20 protein-coding genes are annotated in these 18,608 nt (G+C 44.7%); 10 read left to right on the top strand and 10 right to left on the bottom strand.

Annotated features, from left to right (window positions below):
- Positions 1 to 278: 278 nt before the first annotated feature.
- On the top strand, positions 279 to 1,220 hold the full coding sequence (locus N746_RS0104340) for a patatin-like phospholipase family protein (RefSeq protein ID WP_029934242.1): 942 nt from the start codon (positions 279 to 281) through the stop codon (positions 1,218 to 1,220).
- Between the two features lie 22 nt (positions 1,221 to 1,242).
- Here the strand turns inward: N746_RS0104340 and N746_RS0104335 are convergent, their stop codons facing one another.
- On the bottom strand, positions 1,243 to 1,533 hold the full coding sequence (locus N746_RS0104335; protein WP_029934241.1) for a DUF6172 family protein: 291 nt from the start codon (positions 1,531 to 1,533) through the stop codon (positions 1,243 to 1,245).
- Positions 1,534 to 1,691: 158 nt separating this feature from the next.
- Here N746_RS0104335 and cobO point away from each other — a divergent pair, with 158 nt between their 5' ends.
- The 4 genes from cobO to N746_RS0104315 are packed head-to-tail and all read left to right on the top strand — an operon-like array spanning position 1,692 to position 5,145.
- Positions 1,692 to 2,300: a cob(I)yrinic acid a,c-diamide adenosyltransferase gene (cobO, locus tag N746_RS0104330; RefSeq protein ID WP_029934239.1), complete on the top strand. Its 609-nt coding sequence runs from the start codon at positions 1,692 to 1,694 to the stop codon at positions 2,298 to 2,300.
- Positions 2,300 to 3,382 carry a pyridoxal phosphate-dependent aminotransferase gene (locus N746_RS0104325; RefSeq protein WP_029934237.1) on the top strand — a complete coding sequence of 361 codons (1,083 nt, stop codon included), beginning with the start codon at positions 2,300 to 2,302 and terminating at the stop codon, positions 3,380 to 3,382. Before cobO ends, N746_RS0104325 begins: the two co-directional genes overlap by 1 nt.
- A complete protein-coding gene (gene cbiB / locus N746_RS0104320) occupies positions 3,369 to 4,295 on the top strand; it encodes an adenosylcobinamide-phosphate synthase CbiB (RefSeq protein ID WP_038125880.1) in 927 nt (308 codons plus the stop codon). Before N746_RS0104325 ends, cbiB begins: the two co-directional genes overlap by 14 nt.
- A gap of 10 nt (positions 4,296 to 4,305) precedes the next feature.
- Complete coding sequence (locus N746_RS0104315) at positions 4,306 to 5,145, top strand: cobalamin-binding protein (protein WP_245603337.1); 840 nt, start codon at positions 4,306 to 4,308, stop codon at positions 5,143 to 5,145.
- Here the strand turns inward: N746_RS0104315 and cobS are convergent.
- From cobS to cobU, 4 genes are read right to left on the bottom strand one after another with little or no spacing between them, the layout of a single operon-like run.
- Positions 5,116 to 5,865, bottom strand: a complete 750-nt coding sequence (gene cobS / locus N746_RS0104310) for an adenosylcobinamide-GDP ribazoletransferase (RefSeq protein WP_029934233.1) — start codon at positions 5,863 to 5,865, stop codon at positions 5,116 to 5,118. The genes N746_RS0104315 and cobS overlap by 30 nt on opposite strands.
- Complete coding sequence (locus N746_RS0104305) at positions 5,862 to 6,467, bottom strand: histidine phosphatase family protein (protein ID WP_029934231.1); 606 nt, start codon at positions 6,465 to 6,467, stop codon at positions 5,862 to 5,864. Before N746_RS0104305 ends, cobS begins: the two co-directional genes overlap by 4 nt.
- Entirely contained in the window at positions 6,464 to 7,513 is a 1,050-nt protein-coding gene (gene cobT, locus N746_RS0104300; RefSeq protein ID WP_029934229.1) for a nicotinate-nucleotide--dimethylbenzimidazole phosphoribosyltransferase, read from the bottom strand. The genes N746_RS0104305 and cobT overlap by 4 nt, the downstream gene beginning before the upstream one ends.
- Positions 7,514 to 7,544: 31 nt before the next feature.
- A complete protein-coding gene (cobU, locus tag N746_RS0104295) occupies positions 7,545 to 8,051 on the bottom strand; it encodes a bifunctional adenosylcobinamide kinase/adenosylcobinamide-phosphate guanylyltransferase (RefSeq protein ID WP_038125878.1) in 507 nt (168 codons plus the stop codon).
- 192 nt (positions 8,052 to 8,243) lie between these two features.
- Between cobU and N746_RS0104290 the strand changes: the two genes are divergently transcribed.
- Positions 8,244 to 8,624: a DUF6746 family protein gene (locus N746_RS0104290; protein ID WP_029934227.1), complete on the top strand. Its 381-nt coding sequence runs from the start codon at positions 8,244 to 8,246 to the stop codon at positions 8,622 to 8,624.
- 76 nt (positions 8,625 to 8,700) lie between these two features.
- On the opposite strand, the gene clpA is transcribed toward N746_RS0104290, so the two are convergent.
- Genes clpA through N746_RS0104275 form a run of 3 tightly spaced genes read right to left on the bottom strand, consistent with a single transcriptional unit; the run spans position 8,701 to position 12,097 of the window.
- A complete protein-coding gene (clpA, locus tag N746_RS0104285) occupies positions 8,701 to 10,947 on the bottom strand; it encodes an ATP-dependent Clp protease ATP-binding subunit ClpA (RefSeq protein ID WP_029934226.1) in 2,247 nt (748 codons plus the stop codon).
- 19 nt (positions 10,948 to 10,966) lie between these two features.
- Positions 10,967 to 11,281 (bottom strand): ATP-dependent Clp protease adapter ClpS, encoded by a 315-nt coding sequence (clpS, locus tag N746_RS0104280; RefSeq protein WP_029934224.1) that lies wholly within the window; start codon positions 11,279 to 11,281, stop codon positions 10,967 to 10,969.
- 30 nt (positions 11,282 to 11,311) lie between these two features.
- Positions 11,312 to 12,097, bottom strand: coding sequence for a DnaJ domain-containing protein (locus N746_RS0104275; protein WP_029934222.1), 786 nt, complete (start codon positions 12,095 to 12,097; stop codon positions 11,312 to 11,314).
- A 262-nt stretch (positions 12,098 to 12,359) separates the two neighbouring features.
- On the opposite strand from N746_RS0104275, the gene N746_RS0104270 reads away from it, so the two are divergent.
- The 3 genes from N746_RS0104270 to hflD are packed head-to-tail and all read left to right on the top strand — an operon-like array spanning position 12,360 to position 14,751.
- Positions 12,360 to 12,917 carry an rRNA large subunit pseudouridine synthase E gene (locus tag N746_RS0104270; RefSeq protein ID WP_029934221.1) on the top strand — a complete coding sequence of 186 codons (558 nt, stop codon included), beginning with the start codon at positions 12,360 to 12,362 and terminating at the stop codon, positions 12,915 to 12,917.
- A gap of 28 nt (positions 12,918 to 12,945) precedes the next feature.
- Positions 12,946 to 14,073 carry a tRNA 2-thiouridine(34) synthase MnmA gene (gene mnmA / locus N746_RS0104265; protein ID WP_029934220.1) on the top strand — a complete coding sequence of 376 codons (1,128 nt, stop codon included), beginning with the start codon at positions 12,946 to 12,948 and terminating at the stop codon, positions 14,071 to 14,073.
- A gap of 9 nt (positions 14,074 to 14,082) precedes the next feature.
- Positions 14,083 to 14,751 (top strand): high frequency lysogenization protein HflD, encoded by a 669-nt coding sequence (hflD, locus tag N746_RS0104260; protein ID WP_029934219.1) that lies wholly within the window; start codon positions 14,083 to 14,085, stop codon positions 14,749 to 14,751.
- A gap of 66 nt (positions 14,752 to 14,817) precedes the next feature.
- Here the strand turns inward: hflD and N746_RS0104255 are convergent, their stop codons facing one another.
- A complete protein-coding gene (locus tag N746_RS0104255) occupies positions 14,818 to 16,713 on the bottom strand; it encodes a SurA N-terminal domain-containing protein (RefSeq protein ID WP_029934211.1) in 1,896 nt (631 codons plus the stop codon).
- Between the two features lie 142 nt (positions 16,714 to 16,855).
- On the opposite strand from N746_RS0104255, the gene N746_RS0104250 reads away from it, so the two are divergent.
- Positions 16,856 to 17,215, top strand: coding sequence for a response regulator (locus N746_RS0104250; protein ID WP_029934209.1), 360 nt, complete (start codon positions 16,856 to 16,858; stop codon positions 17,213 to 17,215).
- A 68-nt stretch (positions 17,216 to 17,283) separates the two neighbouring features.
- Here the strand turns inward: N746_RS0104250 and N746_RS0104245 are convergent, their stop codons facing one another.
- Positions 17,284 to 18,603 carry an adenylosuccinate synthase gene (locus tag N746_RS0104245; protein WP_029934207.1) on the bottom strand — a complete coding sequence of 440 codons (1,320 nt, stop codon included), beginning with the start codon at positions 18,601 to 18,603 and terminating at the stop codon, positions 17,284 to 17,286.
- Between the last annotated feature and the right edge of the window lie 5 nt (positions 18,604 to 18,608).

Genomic DNA, 18,608 nt, shown 5'->3' with positions numbered 1-18,608 from the left:
ATGGCATTTGTATTGTAGAAAAATATAACCTTATCAGAGCTTGTAGCCGACATCGTTACAATCTCATCTTAACCAACTGTAACAGATAGTTGAAAGCACAAAAAACCAATAAGCATTAAAGGTGAAGTTAATTACGTTTATTTTTTTCTGTTAAAAGAAGGCCAATGAAAATTCATTTTGAACTAAACCCCTCCAAAATGAGCCAAGGATTTCGCGTTTAGTAAACTTTTATAATAAACTTAAAATCTAATAGATAACACATTAGGTTAGCGTATAGCATGAACCATCCTATTAAAGATGATAATCAACTCGAAGAAAAAACCGTTTCGTTGGTATTAGGTAGCGGTGGTGCGCGAGGTTTGGCGCATATTGGGGTGATTCGTTGGTTGGAAGAAAACGGTTACAAAATTCGTTCGATCTCTGGCTGCTCAATGGGTGCGTTAATTGGCGGCTTATACGCCACCGGCAAACTGAATGACTATGAAGAATGGTTAAAGCAGCTAAGCAAAACTGAGTTATTGGGCTTAATCGATGTATCTTGGAACAGCAGCGGACTGATCAAAGGCGAAAAACTGTTTAGCAAGCTGGCCGATTTTTTAGGGGATGTTCAAATCGAAGAGTTAGACATCACTTATACCGCTGTCGCGACCGACATTTTCCACGAAAAAGAAGTCTGGCTGCAAAGCGGGTTGTTGCATAAAGCAATTCGCGCTTCGATATCTTTGCCGATGATTTTTACGCCGTTTAAACATCACGATATGACATTAATTGACGGCGGCGTACTCAATCCGGTGCCCATCGCCCCCACCTTTAGTGAAAACAATGATTTAATTATTGCCGTAAATTTAGGTGGTAAACCTCAAGAAAACCTCAGCAACACATCTGAATCTGACCACAAAGAATCGTCTGAATCACCAGATTGGTTAGGCCATTTAAATGGGATAACGGAGACGATTAAAGATTTTTTTATCGAAAAATTTGGGCCACAAAAAGACAAGTCTGTGGGACTGGACTGGGATGCGCTGGATATCAGCAATCGCGCCTTCGACAGTATGCAAAATACCATCGCACGCCAAAAGTTAGCGAGCTATCCGCCGGATATAACTATCAACATTCCGCGTAATGCCTGCGGCATGTTGGAATTTAATCAAGTAGATCGCATGGTGAAGTTGGGTTATAAAAAAGCCCAACAAGCTTTAACCACCAGGCCTGGTGATTAAGATCGGTTTATTTAACCAGGCGTTAGACGCTTTTTGGCGTGCGATAGCCGGGCTTGGCGATAATTTCGATATAGCAGGACTCTAGTTTTTTTTCTTCCGCTTGGTTTAAAGCCGCATCTATTTCAGCAACGTGAACGACTTTACTATTAGCGGCATCCGCACCAAAACGGCAATCGAAATCCCAAAAATCCGCGCCTTTTGGTAAGGCTTTGGCGCGTTCGCGCTTTAGGTATTTACGCACATCGCTTTTAACTGATTCAATTAATCTGGCTGGCGCAATTTTTTCATGGGTTAAGCTAAAGGTTTTTTTCATGGGATTCTCGATAGATCTGAAATAAGTGACAAGTCTGTAAATTATAGAGACTTTTGTAAACTGGGTTGATATTTAATGCAAAGAAAGCGGATTTATTAGGAAACAATCGATCCAAGTTTTGTAAACTGTTCACTTTATTTTAAACAGTGACCATTAGCATGAGTTCAGACGATAAAAAATCCCAATATCACAAAATCCGCATGGAACGTAAAAAAGCCCAAATTGATGCGGCGATTGCCCGAGCCGACCAGAAAAAAGGTCTCTTGATCGTGATCACCGGCCACGGCAAAGGTAAATCCACCTCGGCCTTTGGCACAATCGCGCGCGCATTAGGTCATGGTTTGAAAGTTGGCGTTTGCCAGTTTATTAAAAGCCGTACCGACACCGGCGAAGAAGCTTTTTTTAAGGCCCAACCCAAATGCGAATGGCATGTTTTGGGCGATGGTTTTACCTGGGACACGCAAAATCGTGAACAAGATATCGCCACCTCAGAACGCGGTTGGCAAGTCGCCCGCCAAATGCTACAAGACCCAAGTTACGATTTGGTGGTACTGGACGAATTAACCTATTTACTCAGCTATGATTATTTGGATAAAGACACCGTACTGAACACCATCATGGAGCGCCCTGAGGGCCAGCATGTCGTTGTTACCGGTCGCTCGGCGATTGCCGAATTACGTGAGCTGGCGGATACCGTCTCTGAAATTCAAGACGAAAAACATGCTTACAAAAGTGGCATTCAAGCCCAGCCGGGTATTGATTTTTAATGACTCAACACGGTGGCCAATTTTTTGAGTTTGCTCAACGTCAAGGCTTGAGTCACACGCAAGCCTTGAGCCAAGTTTTGGATTTTTCAGCCAGCATTAACCCAAACCAACCGGTCGTCTCTTTAAATCTGGAGCCGGCTTTATGGGCGCACTATCCGCCGCAACAAGCTCAAAACTTGACCCGCTTGCTGGCCGATAAATTTCAATTACCGGCTGATCATATTCAATTAACCAATGGCATATCGAGTGCGATTTTAAATTTATTTGCGCACTTGCGCCCCCACACCACCCTGCTTTACACGCCGTTATATGGCGAATATCAGCGTGCGGCCCAGCTCTATAGTCAAAACACGATTGAACTGAATCGTGCGCTTCAGCAGCCCGACCACCAGGCCTGGTGCTATCCTGATTTGCCACCCAATAGCTTAGTCGTGTTTGTCAACCCAAGCACACCGGACGGGCATTATCATGCGCCCGAAAAATGCGCTGATTTAATTCGTTACTGGCAACAACAGGACTGCTGGGTGCTTATCGACGAATCTTTTTTACCTTTTATTGGCTTTGACGAATCGCTAAGTTTCAGACAATGGCTTCATGACTGGCCCAAACTCATTATTTTGCAATCCTTAACCAAATATTATGCCTGCCCGGGTTTGCGGGTTGGCGCGGTTTTTGCCCAGCCTGGGTTTTTAGGCGCTTGGCCGCAACCTGCTTGGCCGATTTCTCATCTCGATAGTCTGTTACTACAACAAGCTTTGCAAGATCCCGAGTTTGACTCCCACAACCAGGCCTGGTTGTTCAACGCCAAAGCCGATTTAGTGGCACAATTACAAACCTGCGCGTTGATAAAACAGGTTTACCCAAGCTCGGCCAACTTTGTCTTGGTGCAAACTCACGCACCTGCCAAGCAGATCGCCCAAGCGTTGGAGGATCATCAGATTTTGGTCAGACCTTGTGACAGCTTTGAAGCTGGCTTAAACACGCATCATCTGCGCATAGCGGTCAAGAAGCCGCCACAACACCAGCGCTTAATACAGGCGCTCAACACACTTTATCAGGACATTCAGCATGCTATTATTTGACCCAACCTGGATTTTAATCAGTGCTTTATTAGCGATTCTTTTCGATCGTTTTTTAGGTGAATTTATGGGGCGAGCGCACCCGGTGATTGGCTTGGGAAAACTGATTAGCTGGTTTGAAACACGATATTATGCGGATACGATTTTGCGCGGAGCAGGCCTGGTGGTCGGCTTGCTAATCATCAGTTTTGTTATCGCCAGCGTGATCAGTTTGCTGCTTTTTACTTTGCCGTTATGGTTGCATCTATTGATTAACGGGCTATTGGCTTCAACTTTAATCGCACATCATATGCTTTACCAAAAAGTAAGTGAACTGCTCACTCATCCGGCTCCGCAGCAAGCGCTCGCGATGCTGGTCAGTCGAGATACGGAAGAACTGAGTCAAAGCGAATGTTTCAAAGCTGGCGCTGAAACCTATGCCGAAAATTTAAGCGATGGTGTGATCGCGCCCTTGTTTTACTTTTTATTATTCGGTCTACCAGGCCTGGTGGTTTACAAGGCTATCAATACAATGGATTCAATGGTTGGCTATCGTAACGCTCGATACGAGCGCTTTGGCAAGGTTGCGGCTCGTTTAGACGACGTCGCTAATTGGCTACCAGCTCGCATCACGGCGTTATGGATTGGCTTATTGAGCTGCAAAATCAACCTGTTGAGCTGGTGGCGTCAAGCACGTGGCCATGCCAGTCTCAACGCGGGTTATCCGATTGCGGCCATGGCTTGGCGAATGGGTGTGCAATTGGGCGGCCCAACGCGCTATTTTGGTGAGATGACATCGAAACCTTATTTTGGCGATCCACAATCTCCTCGCGAATTGGAAGCCGATCATCTAAAACGGGCGTTAGCTTTAAGTTTGCCGCTGGACTTAAGTATGATGTTATTGATATTGCTCGGGTTGCTTTACTATGTGGTTTAAAGCCGCGAACTTGAAAATTTCCATAATCTATAGTGTTGCAATGGGCTTAATGCTGGCCGGCTGGGCCGTCATGGCCGAACCCGCGAAGCGCATAATTTCACTTGCCCCCAGCTTAACCGAGTTGGTTTATTCAGCCGGCGCAGGCGACCAATTGGTGGGCGTGGTTAACTATTCGGATTACCCGCCAGCCGCCTTATCCGTGCCCATTGTGGGCAGTTATAATGCACTCAATTTTGAAGTGATTATGCAACTCAAACCGGATTTAGTGCTCGCTTGGCAATCCGGTAATCGCCCACAAGATTTGGATCGTTTAAAACGCCTGGGCTTAAATTTATTAATTCGCGACACCCAGCGCTTAGATGATATTCCCAATTTAATCGAAGAAATTGGCGGTTTTAGCCAGCAAACCCAGACCGCCAGCACCGAAGCGAAACGACTACGCCAGCAACTTGATCAATTACGCCAACGCTACCAGGATGCACCAAAAGTGCGGGTATTTTATCAAGTTTGGCACCAACCGACCATTACGATTAATGGTGAACAGTTTATTAGTCAAGCCATTGAAGTCTGCGGTGGTACAAACGTGTTTGCTGATCTCAGTGCGCTCGCGCCTCATGTGAACCGCGAAGCCGTGATTCAGAAAAATCCCGACATCATATTGTTAGGTGGGTTAGACCATGTTCAGCAGAAGTGGCTAAAAGACTGGCAGAAAATTCCACAACTCAACGCGGTCAAAAATGCACAGATTTATGCATTAAACGCCGATCATTTTCAGCGCCCCACCGCTCGTTTGATTGATGCGCTCGACAATTTATGTCGGTTAATGGATCAAGCTCGCGCTCAAAATTAATAAAGCGCTGATTTCTAACACCTCGGTCATCATACCGGCGCCATCTCCGTTCATACCCCCCAGGTGACGCATCAACAGCCAACGCACCCAAAACCAAGCCAGTACCATCAACACCAGGCCTGGTGCTAGCACCAGCATTAAGCCAAGGGCGAAAACGAGCCACAGCCAACCAATTTTACGATTGAGATGGCGAAACATGGTTTCAGCCATGCCATTTTGTGAGGCATAAGGCGTTGTCATCATTAACACCAGCGAGCCGATACGCGCCCAGAATGGAATCAACACTAATAAAACCAGCCCATCGGTTTGCAACAACTCGGTTAACAACACCCACTTAGCCAATAAAATCAAACCAATCGCCACCCCGCCCCCGGTGCCGATTCGGCTGTCTTTCATAATGTCTAATGCACGTTGCTTATGGCCACAGCTGCCTAGCCAAGCATCGGCAAAATCCGCCGCGCCATCAATATGCAACGCCCCCGTGATCCAAACCCAGGCGAGCAATAAAACCAACGCCACCACCGGTGTTGGCAACCAGGCCTGTAAGCCTGATAACGCCCATAAAACCAAACCAATTAATAAACCAATCAGCGGAAACCAAGCTAAGGACCGCCCCATTTCTTGTTCGTTCACCGAGGCATATTGCGGCGTAGGCCAACGTGTAAAAAACTGCACGGCCAACCAAAAGGATTTAAAAAAAGAGTTCAAGGAATGGGTCATAAATTAGCGGGCCTAATCTCAATCAGTTGCACAAATGGTTGGGTTGGGGTGGGCGTAACTTCCAACACAAGCTGCACACCATAATCGAGTTTGAATTGAAATAAAGCATGATCGGATAAACCCAATATTTGCTGCATCAGCAAGCGTAAAACGCCACCATGCGTGACACACAAAAGATTTTGTGCCGGATGGTTTAATAGCGAGCACCAGGCCTGGTTTAAGCGTTCACGCATTTCGTTCCAGCTCTCAGCTTGCGGTATCGAATAATTAAATGGATCATCGTAGTAGGCCTGTAAATCCTGCGGGTTAATCTCAGCCGTGTTTAAACCATCCCAGCTCCCCCAGTCCCGCTCTTGCAGAGAATCTAGGGTTTCGACCTTGAGGCCTTTATATGCGGCAACTTGTTCGGCTAGAGTTTGACAGCGTTGCAGAGGGGAACTCACGAGCGCATCAAACTCAGTGTTCTGAAAGGATGTCGCTAACTGCTGAGTGGATGTCGGACAGGCCTTGAGTTCAGTACGCCCAACAAATAATCCGCTAGGATCAACTGCCAGCTTTGCGTGGCGAACCAGTTGTATTCGCTTAGGTTGCAGCGATTTCATGCGCTGCTACTCACCGACGCTTCGGCAAAAGTGGCCATTTGGTTATGCAAATCGCAGGCCTGTTGCAATAACGGCCAAGCCAGCGCCGCGCCCGAGCCTTCACCTAAACGTAAATCGAGTTGCAATAAAGGCTTTACGCCTAAAAAATTCAACGCGATTTGATGCGCGGGTTCGACCGATAAATGACTAAAAATCCACCAATCTTTGGCTTGCGGTGCGATCGCATTCGCCACCAGAGCGGCCGAAGTCGTAATCACCCCGTCTACCAAAACCGGCAGACCCAATTGCGCACAGCGTAAATAAGCGCCCGCCAACGCCGCGATTTCAAAACCGCCCACACAGGCGAGTATGTCTAAGGGGTCGGCTTGCTTTAAACTCGATGCGTGAACATCTAAAACCTGTTTTAAAATCTCAATCTTATGCTCTACACCCGCCGAATCTAAACCGGTACCAGCGCCCACTAAAGGCGCGATCTCGGTTTGCATCATACAAGCAAGCAATAAGCTGGATGAAGCGGTGTTGGCAATGCCCATTTCACCCGCAATAAAACACGAAGCACCTGCTTGATAAGCCCGTTCGGCGGCGCGTTTGCCGACCGCCAACGCCTGCTGGCATTCAGCCTGAGTCATCGCGGCTTGGGTTAAGGCATTGGCGGTGCCATAGCCTACTTTATCCACCACCAGGCCTGGTTGGTCAGTAAAATCAGCTTTAACGCCGACATCCACCACTTCAAACTGGGCTTGATGTTGACGGGCGAGCACCGTAATCGCCGCCCCACCCGCGATAAAGTTTTGCACCATTTGAGCCGTCACCTGTTGTGGAAACGCCGACACGCCTGCCTCAGCCAAACCGTGGTCGGCTGCAAATACACTAATCCAGGCCTGGTGCATGCTGGGCTTATGCGTGCCTTGCATTGCGGCCAAGCGAATCGCTAAACCTTCTAATGCCCCTAACGAGCCCGGTGGTTTGGTTAATTGATCTTGGCGTGATTGAGCCTGTGCTTGCGCCGACTCATCCAATGGTTTAATTGGCTCATTTAGCCACATAACATGTCCTTTTAAAATTGGGCAAATGCCTTTACTTAACCGTCATAGGCAGACCGGCCACCATCAACGTGACCCGATCTGCGCGAGCCGCAATCTGTTGATGCAAACGACCCAGCGCATCCACATAGTCACGAGACAAAGCCCCCATCGGCACGACACCCATCGAAATTTCGTTAGAAACCAATATCAAATCGCCTTCAAACGAGTTTAAAGCCTCGACAAACGCATCAATCGCTTGAGTATTCAGCTTAGGATGCTGGGCAAAACAATTCATCATCCACAAGGTCAAACAATCGACAATCACGCACGCATCCGCTTTAAGTTTATTCAAAACTAGGCCTAAATTTTCCGACACTTCCAGCGTCGCCCAATTTTCTGGTCGCTGTGCTTGGTGATGTTGGATTCGAGCTTGCATTTCAACATCATCCGCACGCGCCGTGGCAATGTAGGTGACGGGCTGGGTTTGTATTTTAGCTAACTGCTCGGCATAAGCGCTTTTACCAGAGCGTGCACCGCCTAAAATAAAATGGATTGACAAAATCCTACCCCTTTCTAAATGAACGCATAATGATAGCATCGGCTTAAGACTTTTTCAGACTGGCTCTCATCAAACGCAAAACTTTGAACGCGATAAATATTAAACAAATGTAATGTTAGTCAATACCGCTCATAATCTCTAAGTGTTTTTGCTAAAATAATTAATATAGGTTCTTAACAATGAGGATAGACCATGATAAACAAAACCACATTAGCCGTTGCGTTTGTATCCACGCTTGCTTTACAGGGTTCCGTTGTTGCCAGCGATGATATGCCACAACATTTTAAAGGTGTTCCATCACATACACTGGCGGAAGCGGTTAAGAATTTTTCTGAATACAATAAAAAGCTATCCGTGATTATGCTCAAGGATGAACTTAAGCCAGTGGATATGGCAGAAATTCATCAACTTACTTATACGCTTGAAAACGCCTTAGATGTCATTGAAGACGCAATAGACAATATTGAAGACAACCTAGAAGACCTGCATAAAGCAAGTGAAAAAGCTCATTATGATAAAGCCCTTAAAGCAGGGCGAGAGTATTTAGACGAGTCTAGAAAAATCATTCCTTAAACCCTCGTTTTAACCACAAAAAAAGCGCCTCAATGCTATTGAAGGCGCTTTTTTTATTGATAAAATTGACTAAAAGTTAGCTGTCAGACTTAACTTTAAACACTAGGTCATCAGCTTTTAAGTCAATCGTTACTTGCCCACCATTTTGCAGTTCACCAAACAAGAGCTTTTCGGCCAAAGGTTGTTTAATTTTATCTTGAATCAAGCGATTCATCGGACGTGCGCCCATTTGTGGATCATAGCCTTTTTTCGCCAACCAAGCACGCGCTTTGGTGGTTAAGACCAAGGTTACCTTTTTATCCGCCAAACTTTGCTCCAGCGCATAGATAAACTTATTCACCACCGATTCCATAGACGGTTCGGACAGTTTATTAAACTGAATCACCGCATCTAAGCGATTGCGGAATTCGGGTTTAAACACTTTCTTCAGCTCGGCGTCAAAATCGTGCGTATGATCTTGCTCGGTGAATCCGATGCTGGCGCGGCTCATGTTTTCCGCCCCCACGTTTGAGGTCATGATCAGCACGACATTACGAAAATCGACTTTACGACCGTTGTTGTCGGTTAGCGTACCGTGATCCATCACCTGTAACAACAGGTTGTATACATCGGGATGGGCTTTTTCAATTTCATCCAACAACACCACTGAATGCGGCTGACGATTGACCGCCTCAGTCAATAAACCACCCTGGTCATAGCCCACATAGCCCGGCGGTGCGCCAATTAAACGCGATACCGTGTGGCGCTCCATATATTCCGACATATCAAACCGAATTAACTCGACACCCATGTGTTTGGCCATTTGCTGGGTTAATTCAGTTTTACCCACCCCGGTTGGACCCGAAAACAGAAAGCTGCCGGTAGGTTTATCTGGACTGGCTAAACCTGAACGAGCCAGTTTAATCGCCGAAACCAGCTGTTTAATCGCGTGGTCTTGGCCAAACACCACCCGCTTGAGACTGTCTTCCAAATCAAATAGTTTGTCTTTTTCTTTTTGGGTAATATTGGCAATTGGAATACGTGCAATATTGGCGACCACCTGTTGAATTTCTGGCACGCCAATTTGTTTGCGGCGTTTGCTCGCTACCATTAAACGCTGTTTAGCACCGGCTTCATCAATTACATCAATGGCTTTATCCGGAAGATGGCGATCGGTGATATAACGCTCCGCCAACTCAGCGGCCGCTTTTAGTGCAGGCTGGGTGTATTTAACATCGTGATGAGATTCGAATTGCTCTTTTAAGCCTTTCAAAATTTGAATGGTTTCCACCACCGAAGGTTCACGTACTTCAACTTTCTGAAAACGTCGGGCTAAGGCGCGATCCTTTTCAAAAATACCGCGATATTCTTCATAGGTGGTCGCGCCAATGCAACGCAATTTGCCATTAGCTAACGCCGGTTTCATTAAGTTAGAGGCATCCATTGCCCCACCCTGCACCGCACCGGCACCAATGATGGTATGAATCTCATCAATAAATAAAATCGCATGTGGTTGTTTTTCAAGACTGTTAAGCAAGGATTTAAACCGTTTTTCAAAATCCCCACGGTAACGTGTGCCAGCCAGTAACGCGCCCATATCTAAGCTGTAGACGACGGCATCGCCTAAACTTTCTGGCACTTCACCATGCACAATCTTATGAGCTAAACCTTCCGCAATTGAGGTTTTGCCCACACCTGGCTCTCCTACTAATAAAGGATTATTTTTGCGACGCCTGCTCAAAATCTCTAAAGTTCGGTTTAACTCCCAGCCGCGGCCTATCATGGGGTCAATTCGCCCCTCCAACGCTTGCTTATTTAAATTAAGCGTAAAATTCTTGAGCGCATCATCACTAGTCGATTCAGACACTTGTTCTGCCGCTTCATCATCTTCTTGTTGATAGTATTCATGCTCTTCTGACGACACCATGCCATGCGACAAATAACTGAGTACATCGACACGCTGAATGCCATTTAATTCTAGGATGTAGGCGGCGTGCGAATCGGGTTCAGCATACATAGCGGCTAATAAATGCACCCCCATGACCTCATTGTAACCATTTGATTGCACCATATAAATTGCACGTTCAATCACACGCTGAAAACCCATCGATGGGTGGATTTCTTGACGCTCCGGGTTGGCTACAACCGGTTCGGATTCTAGGTATTCTTCAAGTGCCGCTTCAATCTGTTCTAATTGACCGCCGCAGGCCATCACCACCTCTTGCACATCCGGCAAGCTCAGTAGTTCTAATAGCAAATGCTCTAAGGTAACGAACTCATGTTCGTATTCATGCGCCATACCAAAGGCATTGCTGAGTGACATTTGCACTGGTTTACTTAACATATTCTGGTTCTCAATCGCTTTATTCGGCTTCGATTTGGCACATTAATGGGTGCTGGTTTTGACGTGAAAATTGATTCACTTGATAGGCCTTGGTTTCAGCCACATCTCGACTATACACACCACAAATTCCTTTACCTTGCTGATGAACAGCGAGCATGACTTGCATGGCCTTGGCTTCATCCATTGCAAAAAATCGCATTAAAACCTCCACCACAAAATCCATCGGCGTAAAGTCATCATTTAATAATACAACTTTATAACGTTTAGGTGGTTTGGCTTTTTGTGTTGCCTTATCTAACAACAGATTATCACTGGTTTCATCGAAATGAGACATAAAGTTTTAGCTTTCAAATTATTTGACAAATTAAGCGGCAATTAAACGCGCGTAGAGGTGACCAGCCAGGCCACGTTCATCGGAAGGTAAGCCTTTATTATGAACTTTGATAAAATCATTTTGACTATAATTAATGGGTATAACCACGGTTAACGCACCGACCGGAGACTCAAATTGTACCTTAGAACCTGGTACGAGCAAACTTTTCGGCACTTTAACTTCGCCATACAAGTCCGCCCCTTTTAGCTTCCAGCTTAAACTGTCTTGACTAATTTTGAAACTAACTAAATAGTCACCCGGACGACCACCAAACAAACCCTGATACCCTTTTCCCTTTAAACGGAAGGTTTTGCCTTCAAACGCTTGCCGAGTAAACTTCATTTTGACTTTCAAACCCGGAATGTAAAAGAAACCTTGATGCAATAAACGAATCGCATAGCGAAGCGTTAACGGGTAAGCAATCACTCGATCTTTGCCATTCACTGGCGAACGTTGCCATTGACGGTGATTTTGATAGTTTGTTTTGCTTTGTTGGGACTGCCAGGAAGATTGATGTTGATTAAAGCCGGCATGGCTCGAACGATTTTGACGACGTCGATGTTCACGACAATAAGCATCACGGTGCTTACTCAAAACCTCATAAGCTTCTGATATCTCCTGAAATTTTGTGGTGGCATCGGGCATTTTGGACACATCGGGGTGATACCGTCTCGCCATACGCCGATAGGCTAGCTTAACAGTTTTTTCGCAGGCCTGGTCATGCAACCCTAGCACAGCAAAGTAATCTTTAGTGACATCAAAGTGTTGCGATAACATGCTTTGAGAAAGTCCCAATTAATAACCAAAATTTGAAACCCAACTCAGTTGAGTTCCCCGAAATGCGGCTTTTAGCCCAAGCACAACTAGCAAAGTTAATGCCACTTCAACACACAACAGCATCTCATTAACTTTTAATTTAATGATCTAAAGCGGAATTGCCTGAGATCCAATCCAGTAAACCAAATTGAGTTTAAAACTATTGCACAGCGGTTCGAGTTAAAATAGTCTAAATTTTAGCATTTCAAACCAAGCCAAAAATATGTCTAGCGTACTTTTATTTAATAAACCTTTTAACGTATTATGCCAGTTCACCGATGACCTGGGTCGTGAGACCTTGGCTGACTTCATTAAAAACCCCGGTTTTTATGCCGCTGGACGATTAGATCGGGACAGTGAAGGCCTCTTGGTTCTAACCAATGATGGTCAATTACAGCACCAAATCAGTGACCCCAAACATAAATTGCCCAAAACTTACTGGGTACAAGTGGAAGGTCAAATAGATTCGACAGCCATAGATAAGCTGTGCAAAGGTGTGGTTCTAAAAGATGGCCTAACCAAACCCGCACAAGCCCAAGCCACTAGTGAACCGGACTGGCTATGGCCACGTAATCCCCCAATTCGTGAACGGCAATCTATTCCTACTAGCTGGCTTAAACTCACCATTACTGAAGGCCGAAACCGCCAAGTTAGACGGATGACCGCCGCGGTAGGTTTTCCGACTTTGCGTCTTATTCGAACGCAGGTTGGGCCGTTTAAGCTAGACGGATTAGCACTCGGGCAAAGTCAATTAATTAAGCAAACCAATCTGTTAAAATAACCGCCACATTTATTAAATTGAATTAACTATGAACTCAAATACCAAAGTCATTGTCGGTTTATCCGGCGGCGTAGACTCATCTGTCACAGCTCTATTACTAAAACAGCAAGGCTACCAAGTCGAAGGCTTGTTTATGAAAAACTGGGAAGGCGATGACACCGAAGACTATTGCCCGGCTGCAGAAGATTTACAGGACGTCTTTAGTATTTGCGAACAGCTCGACATCCCATTGCATGTTGAAAACTTTTCGAATGAATATTGGGATCGCGTTTTTGAACACTTCTTAGCCGAATATAAAGCTGGACGGACCCCTAACCCAGACATTTTGTGCAATAAAGAAATTAAATTTAAAGCTTTTTTAGATCATGCCTTGGCTTTGGGGGCTGACAAGATTGCAACCGGACATTATGCACGTGTTGGTCAAGCAGATAATGGCGATTTTCAGCTATTAAAAGGGCTAGATAATAATAAAGATCAAAGCTATTTCTTATATACCTTGCAACAGAAGGCACTCAGCAAAACTTTATTTCCGGTCGGCGAATTGCAAAAACCCGAAGTCAGAAAGCTGGCAGAACAAGCCGATTTGATTGTGCATAATAAAAAAGACAGCACCGGCATTTGTTTTATCGGCGAGCGGAAATTCAAAGATTTTCTGCAACGCTATTTGCCGGCTCAACCCGGCGATATTATTAATGAACACGGCGATATCATTGGCCGTCATGAAGGCTTAATGTATTACACTTTAGGGCAACGTAAAGGCTTAGGAATTGGCGGCGGCCACGGCGAGCTAGACAGCCCTTGGTTTGTCGCCGATAAAAATTTGGACACCAACCAGTTAATTGCTGTACAAGGTGAAAATCACCCTCTGCTACACCATAAAGCATTAAGCGCGTCACAGCTAGATTGGGTAAAAGGTGAATGCCCGGCTCTTAATACCCCACTCAAAGCTAAAATCCGCTATCGTCAAACCGAGCAGCCTTGCCAGATCAAGCAATTAAATAATGGCCAAATTCTGGTCGAATTTGAATCCGTTCAAAAAGCAATTACACCAGGTCAGTCAATCGTATTTTATGACGGTCAGGTATGCTTGGGTGGCGGTGTGATTGAACAGCGTGCTAATTCTGTCGATGCGCTTATGGCAAACTCAGTTAATTAAAGGAATCTTATGTCGAACTACACAGATCAAGATCGCGCGCTCGCTTTAATAGGAGTTTACCAGGCCGCCAAGTTGGTTTTTGATTTGGCGACCACTGGCAAGTTGGATGAAAAAGCTTACCAGACATCCATCAACTCTTTGTTTGTCGACAACCCTAGTTCGACATTAGATGTCTATGGTAATGAAGCGGAGAATATACAAGCCGGGGTCAAAACCTTATTGTCACAAATGGGTGCGAGTGATGCAGAAGAAATTCGTAACTTAGAAGTGACCCGCTATGCCCTAAACCTTATTTTATTAGAACGCAGTTTAGCTAAAGATAGTGATGCTCTTTCAAAGGTAGCCAAAACACTTGATACCGCGAAAAACCAGCGTGCGCACTTTGATGATTGGCACGAAAACGTGATTGCATCCATTGCGCGCGCTTATACAGAAAACGTCAGTCAATTAAGCCCACGCATTATGGTTAAGGGGCAACATGGTCACTTACAAAAGCCTCAGAATGCCAACAAAATACGTGCCCTATTATTAGCTGGCATTCGCTCAGCTATGCTATGGCGTCAAGTAGGTGGATCTCGCTGGGGACTACTGTGGAATCGTAAGAAATATTTACAAAATGCACAAGCTTTATATCGAGCTAGCAACGACTCAAACCAGAATCGTTTTAAACCAAATTAAGTTTAACTAAGCTAATAAAAAAGCGCCACTAGGGCGCTTTTTTATTAGCTCGCAGCACAACTCTTGCTATTTTATAGTTTGGTAAATGCTCAGCTTTTTAACCTTTGCTTCGGCTTTAATAGAATCAATACGAGCCTCAACTTCTGAAGCACCATAAATTGAAACTAACGCTTGCTCTATTTGCCCCATTTTCGAGCGGGTCTCTTCGTTTTCAACTACATCTACCTTATTGATACGAATCAACACAGTATCACCTGTCGTTAGCTGAGTACGTGTCCAGGTCGGTTGATCGTCAACCGGTTTTTTGGCTTTGAAAGCGGCTTGAGAAATCTGTGGCAAGACCTGCTGGTTTTGGCGTTCAATAAAACCAACTACATGCCACTCAACGCCTGAACGCACCAACGACTCTGGATCTTTGCCTTCTTCAAGTTGAACCATCACTTCATCCGCTAACTTAGAAGCCTTTTCAATTGAAGCTTGGCGAACTAAACGCGCATTGATCTGATCTTTTACTTCCGCAAAAGTTTGCTGATACTCAGGCGTATAATCTTTAATACGCAATACAATCGAGGTATTCGGTTCTACTTCAATCGCCGCTGAGTTTAAACGTGATTTAAACACATCATCTGAGAATGTCGCTTCCAATACTTTTGGTAAGGCCATCCAACCTTCCGAGGCACCTTCACGAGGGAAAGCTTCAGAGATCTGAATATCACCATCTACAATTGACAACAAAGGCTCTAAACTATCTGGTTGCTCGTATGCGACCGTATTTAAAGTTTCAAGCTGTTCGAAATAAAGGCGCTCAGCCATTTCGAGCTTAAGCTGTTCCTCAACATCTTGTTTTACGTCTTTAAAATCTAATGCTCGCTGTTCATTAATATCGGTTAATTGGATTAAATGCCAACCAAAATCAGTTTTAACGACATCGCTAATATCGCCGACTTGCATATTAAATACTACTTCATCAAACTCCGGCACCATCATACCGGCTTCAAAGAAGTCTAAGTCGCCACCATTCATTGCAGATCCTGGGTCTTGAGAGTGCTCCTTTGCAAGTTCAGAAAAATCTTCACCTGAGTCTAACTTAGCTTGAATATCTTTAATTTCAGCTAAGGCCACCTCTTCATCTTCAGCACGAATTAAAATATGACGTGCACGACGCATTTCAGGCTGTGTAAACATCGAAATATTGGTTTCGTAAAATTCTCGCACGTCTTGGTCACTAATCTGCAAGCTGTCTGCAATTTTATCCATGGATAAACTGACATATTCCACTACGACTTGCTCAGGCGTTACAAAAGAATCTTTATTGGATTCATAATAAGCTTGCATATCGTCTTCATTGATTTTAATTTGATCACGATAAACGCGCTGATCTAAACGGATATAATCAATGTCACGACGCTGATTTTGTAACTGAAAAAGTGTTTCTAATTCTGAAGGTGTGGCAAACACTGAGCTTTCAGTTAACCCTCTAAACTGGGTTTCAATCAGAAACTGACGTTGCTCATACTCAAAACTCGACACCGTTAATCCATTACGCATCAATAAATCTTGATAAACCTGCTCAGAAAACTGGCCATTTTCATGGAAAACTTCCGCCGCCTGGATCACCGATGCAAGTTGTTCGTCGCTGATCAATAACCCTTGTTTTTCAGCCCATTGTTTAATCAAGCGACTTTCAATTAGTGAATCTAAAACCTGGTCACGCAACTGCTGATCTTCAACTACTTGATCATACATATCGCCAAACTGCTCTTGCAAACGCATACGCTGGCGATTATAGAAACGTAAAAATTCGGTGCCCGTAATCGATTCGCCGTTCACCTCTGCAACGACCTGTTGTCGTTCACCCGTTGAGTACTGATCAATCCCCCATAATGCAAAAGGAACAATCAACACCAAAACAATGGCCCAAGCTATCCAGCCCTGAACTTTTTCACGAATCGCTAATAACATCCAAATTCCTTTAATCAGCTTATTTTTCAATCGCCATATCATACCAAGCCCAAATATGACTTTGCATAAAAAATTGAATTAGTTGCAGGCTTTTATAGGTTTCACATAGAATGACAACAAAATTTATAACCAAATGGTAAACATGAAAAAAATACTTTACGTTGATGACGCCCATTCATTACGGCAATTAATAGATATGGTGCTATCCAAGCATTACCAAATAAGTTTGGCGGAAAATGGCGCAGTCGGACTAGACATGGCGCAAAAATCAAATTTCGATCTAGTGATATCGGATATTAATATGCCGGTCATGAACGGTTTTGAAATGCTTAGCTCGCTTCGTCAGCTAGAGGAATATAAATTCACCCCTATTCTGATGTTAACCACCGAAGCTAGCGCAGAAATGAAAGAGCGGGGGAAACAATCTGGCGCTACTGGTTGGATTATTAAACCTTTTGATCCAGATAAAATACTCAAAGTGATTGAACGAGTACTTGGTTAAGCAACTCTTTTCAGAAACGATAAAAAAGGCTCAATTTGAGCCTTTTTAATGCCGATAACATCGGTGAATTAAGCAAATACATCCTGCAAAATAAGTGTTTCTGCACGATCAGGACCGGTTGACAGAATTGAAACCGGCACCCCTACTTGTTTTTCTAAATAATGAATATAAGCCTTAGCCTGTTCGGGCAAGTCATCCCAGCATTCAATACCTACGGTAGACGACTGCCAACCCGGTAAAGTTTCATAAACTGGCTGGCATAAATCATATTCATCCGCACTTGCAGGCGGAAAATTTATAGTTTTACCTTGGTATTCATAGGCCGTACAGACTTTAATTTCAACCAATTCATCCATCACATCAAGCTTGGTCAAACACATGCCAGTTAATCCATTAACTTGTGCCGAACGTCTCAAAGCCACTGCATCAAACCACCCGCAACGACGTTGACGACCTGTGGTCGCACCAAACTCACGTCCACGCTCACCCAATTGTTTACCAATTGCGTCTCCACTGTCCTCAGCTACACTGTAAACTAATTCTGTTGGGAAAGGTCCACCACCCACGCGTGTTGCATAAGCCTTAGTAATACCTAACACATAATCCAACTGGCAAGGACCAATGCCGGCACCGGAAGTTGCCCCACCAGCTGTCGTGTTCGACGAGGTTACATAAGGATAGGTTCCGTGATCTATGTCGAGCAAAGTACCCTGAGCCCCCTCAAACAATAAACTTTTTCCTTCTCGATTGTAACCATCAATTAAAGACGGTACATCCGCTAACATCGGCACAATCAAGTCCGCATAAGCTTGGCATTTTTCCCAAACGGCTTCAAAACTAATCGGCTCGACTTTGTAATAGTTTTGCAGCATAAAATTATGATAATCGACAGTTTCAGCCAAGATATTTTTCATTTTTGGAAGATTTTTTAAATCACCCGCACGTAAGCCACGACGAGCTACTTTATCTTCATATGCTGGCCCAATTCCGCGCCCTGTCGTACCAATCGCCAGATCACCGCGTGCTCGCTCACGCGCTTGATCAAGCGCAACATGGTAATCAAGAATCAATGGACAAGCTTCACTTATTTTTAAACGAGACTTAACACTTAAGCCTGTCAATTCTAGTTGTTCAACTTCTTTCTTGAGCGCATCTGGTGCCAATACCACACCGTTTCCGATAAAACACTCTACGTGCTCACGTAAAATACCCGAAGGGATTAAATGCAATACCGTTTTTTTGCCGTCAATCACCAAAGTGTGACCCGCATTATGGCCGCCTTGGAAACGAACCACCGCAGCTACACGATCGGTTAATAGATCAACAATTTTGCCTTTACCTTCATCGCCCCACTGGGTACCAACTACCACTAAATTACGTTTTGACATAAGTA

The organism is Thiomicrospira pelophila DSM 1534 (assembly GCF_000711195.1).
GTDB classification, from domain to species: Bacteria; Pseudomonadota; Gammaproteobacteria; order Thiomicrospirales; family Thiomicrospiraceae; genus Thiomicrospira; species Thiomicrospira pelophila.
This window is presented reverse-complemented; position numbering and strand designations above follow the sequence as displayed.

Excerpts from the sequence above, each read along its gene's own strand:
- clpA (WP_029934226.1), bottom strand. The coding sequence starts at position 10,947 with ATGTTAAGTAAACCAGTGCAAATGTCACTCAGCAATGCCTTTGGTATG.
- mnmA (WP_029934220.1), top strand. The coding sequence starts at position 12,946 with ATGAACTCAAATACCAAAGTCATTGTCGGTTTATCCGGCGGCGTAGAC.
- N746_RS0104335 (WP_029934241.1), bottom strand. The coding sequence starts at position 1,533 with ATGAAAAAAACCTTTAGCTTAACCCATGAAAAAATTGCGCCAGCCAGA.
- cobO (WP_029934239.1), top strand. The coding sequence starts at position 1,692 with ATGAGTTCAGACGATAAAAAATCCCAATATCACAAAATCCGCATGGAA.
- hflD (WP_029934219.1), top strand. The coding sequence starts at position 14,083 with ATGTCGAACTACACAGATCAAGATCGCGCGCTCGCTTTAATAGGAGTT.
- cbiB (WP_038125880.1), top strand. The coding sequence starts at position 3,369 with ATGCTATTATTTGACCCAACCTGGATTTTAATCAGTGCTTTATTAGCG.
- N746_RS0104245 (WP_029934207.1), bottom strand. The coding sequence starts at position 18,603 with ATGTCAAAACGTAATTTAGTGGTAGTTGGTACCCAGTGGGGCGATGAA.
- N746_RS0104255 (WP_029934211.1), bottom strand. The coding sequence starts at position 16,713 with ATGTTATTAGCGATTCGTGAAAAAGTTCAGGGCTGGATAGCTTGGGCC.
- N746_RS0104270 (WP_029934221.1), top strand. The coding sequence starts at position 12,360 with ATGTCTAGCGTACTTTTATTTAATAAACCTTTTAACGTATTATGCCAG.
- N746_RS0104290 (WP_029934227.1), top strand. The coding sequence starts at position 8,244 with ATGATAAACAAAACCACATTAGCCGTTGCGTTTGTATCCACGCTTGCT.
- cobT (WP_029934229.1), bottom strand. The coding sequence starts at position 7,513 with ATGTGGCTAAATGAGCCAATTAAACCATTGGATGAGTCGGCGCAAGCA.
- clpS (WP_029934224.1), bottom strand. The coding sequence starts at position 11,281 with ATGTCTCATTTCGATGAAACCAGTGATAATCTGTTGTTAGATAAGGCA.
- N746_RS0104340 (WP_029934242.1), top strand. The coding sequence starts at position 279 with ATGAACCATCCTATTAAAGATGATAATCAACTCGAAGAAAAAACCGTT.
- N746_RS0104275 (WP_029934222.1), bottom strand. The coding sequence starts at position 12,097 with ATGTTATCGCAACACTTTGATGTCACTAAAGATTACTTTGCTGTGCTA.
- N746_RS0104305 (WP_029934231.1), bottom strand. The coding sequence starts at position 6,467 with ATGAAATCGCTGCAACCTAAGCGAATACAACTGGTTCGCCACGCAAAG.
- N746_RS0104250 (WP_029934209.1), top strand. The coding sequence starts at position 16,856 with ATGAAAAAAATACTTTACGTTGATGACGCCCATTCATTACGGCAATTA.
- cobS (WP_029934233.1), bottom strand. The coding sequence starts at position 5,865 with ATGACCCATTCCTTGAACTCTTTTTTTAAATCCTTTTGGTTGGCCGTG.
- N746_RS0104325 (WP_029934237.1), top strand. The coding sequence starts at position 2,300 with ATGACTCAACACGGTGGCCAATTTTTTGAGTTTGCTCAACGTCAAGGC.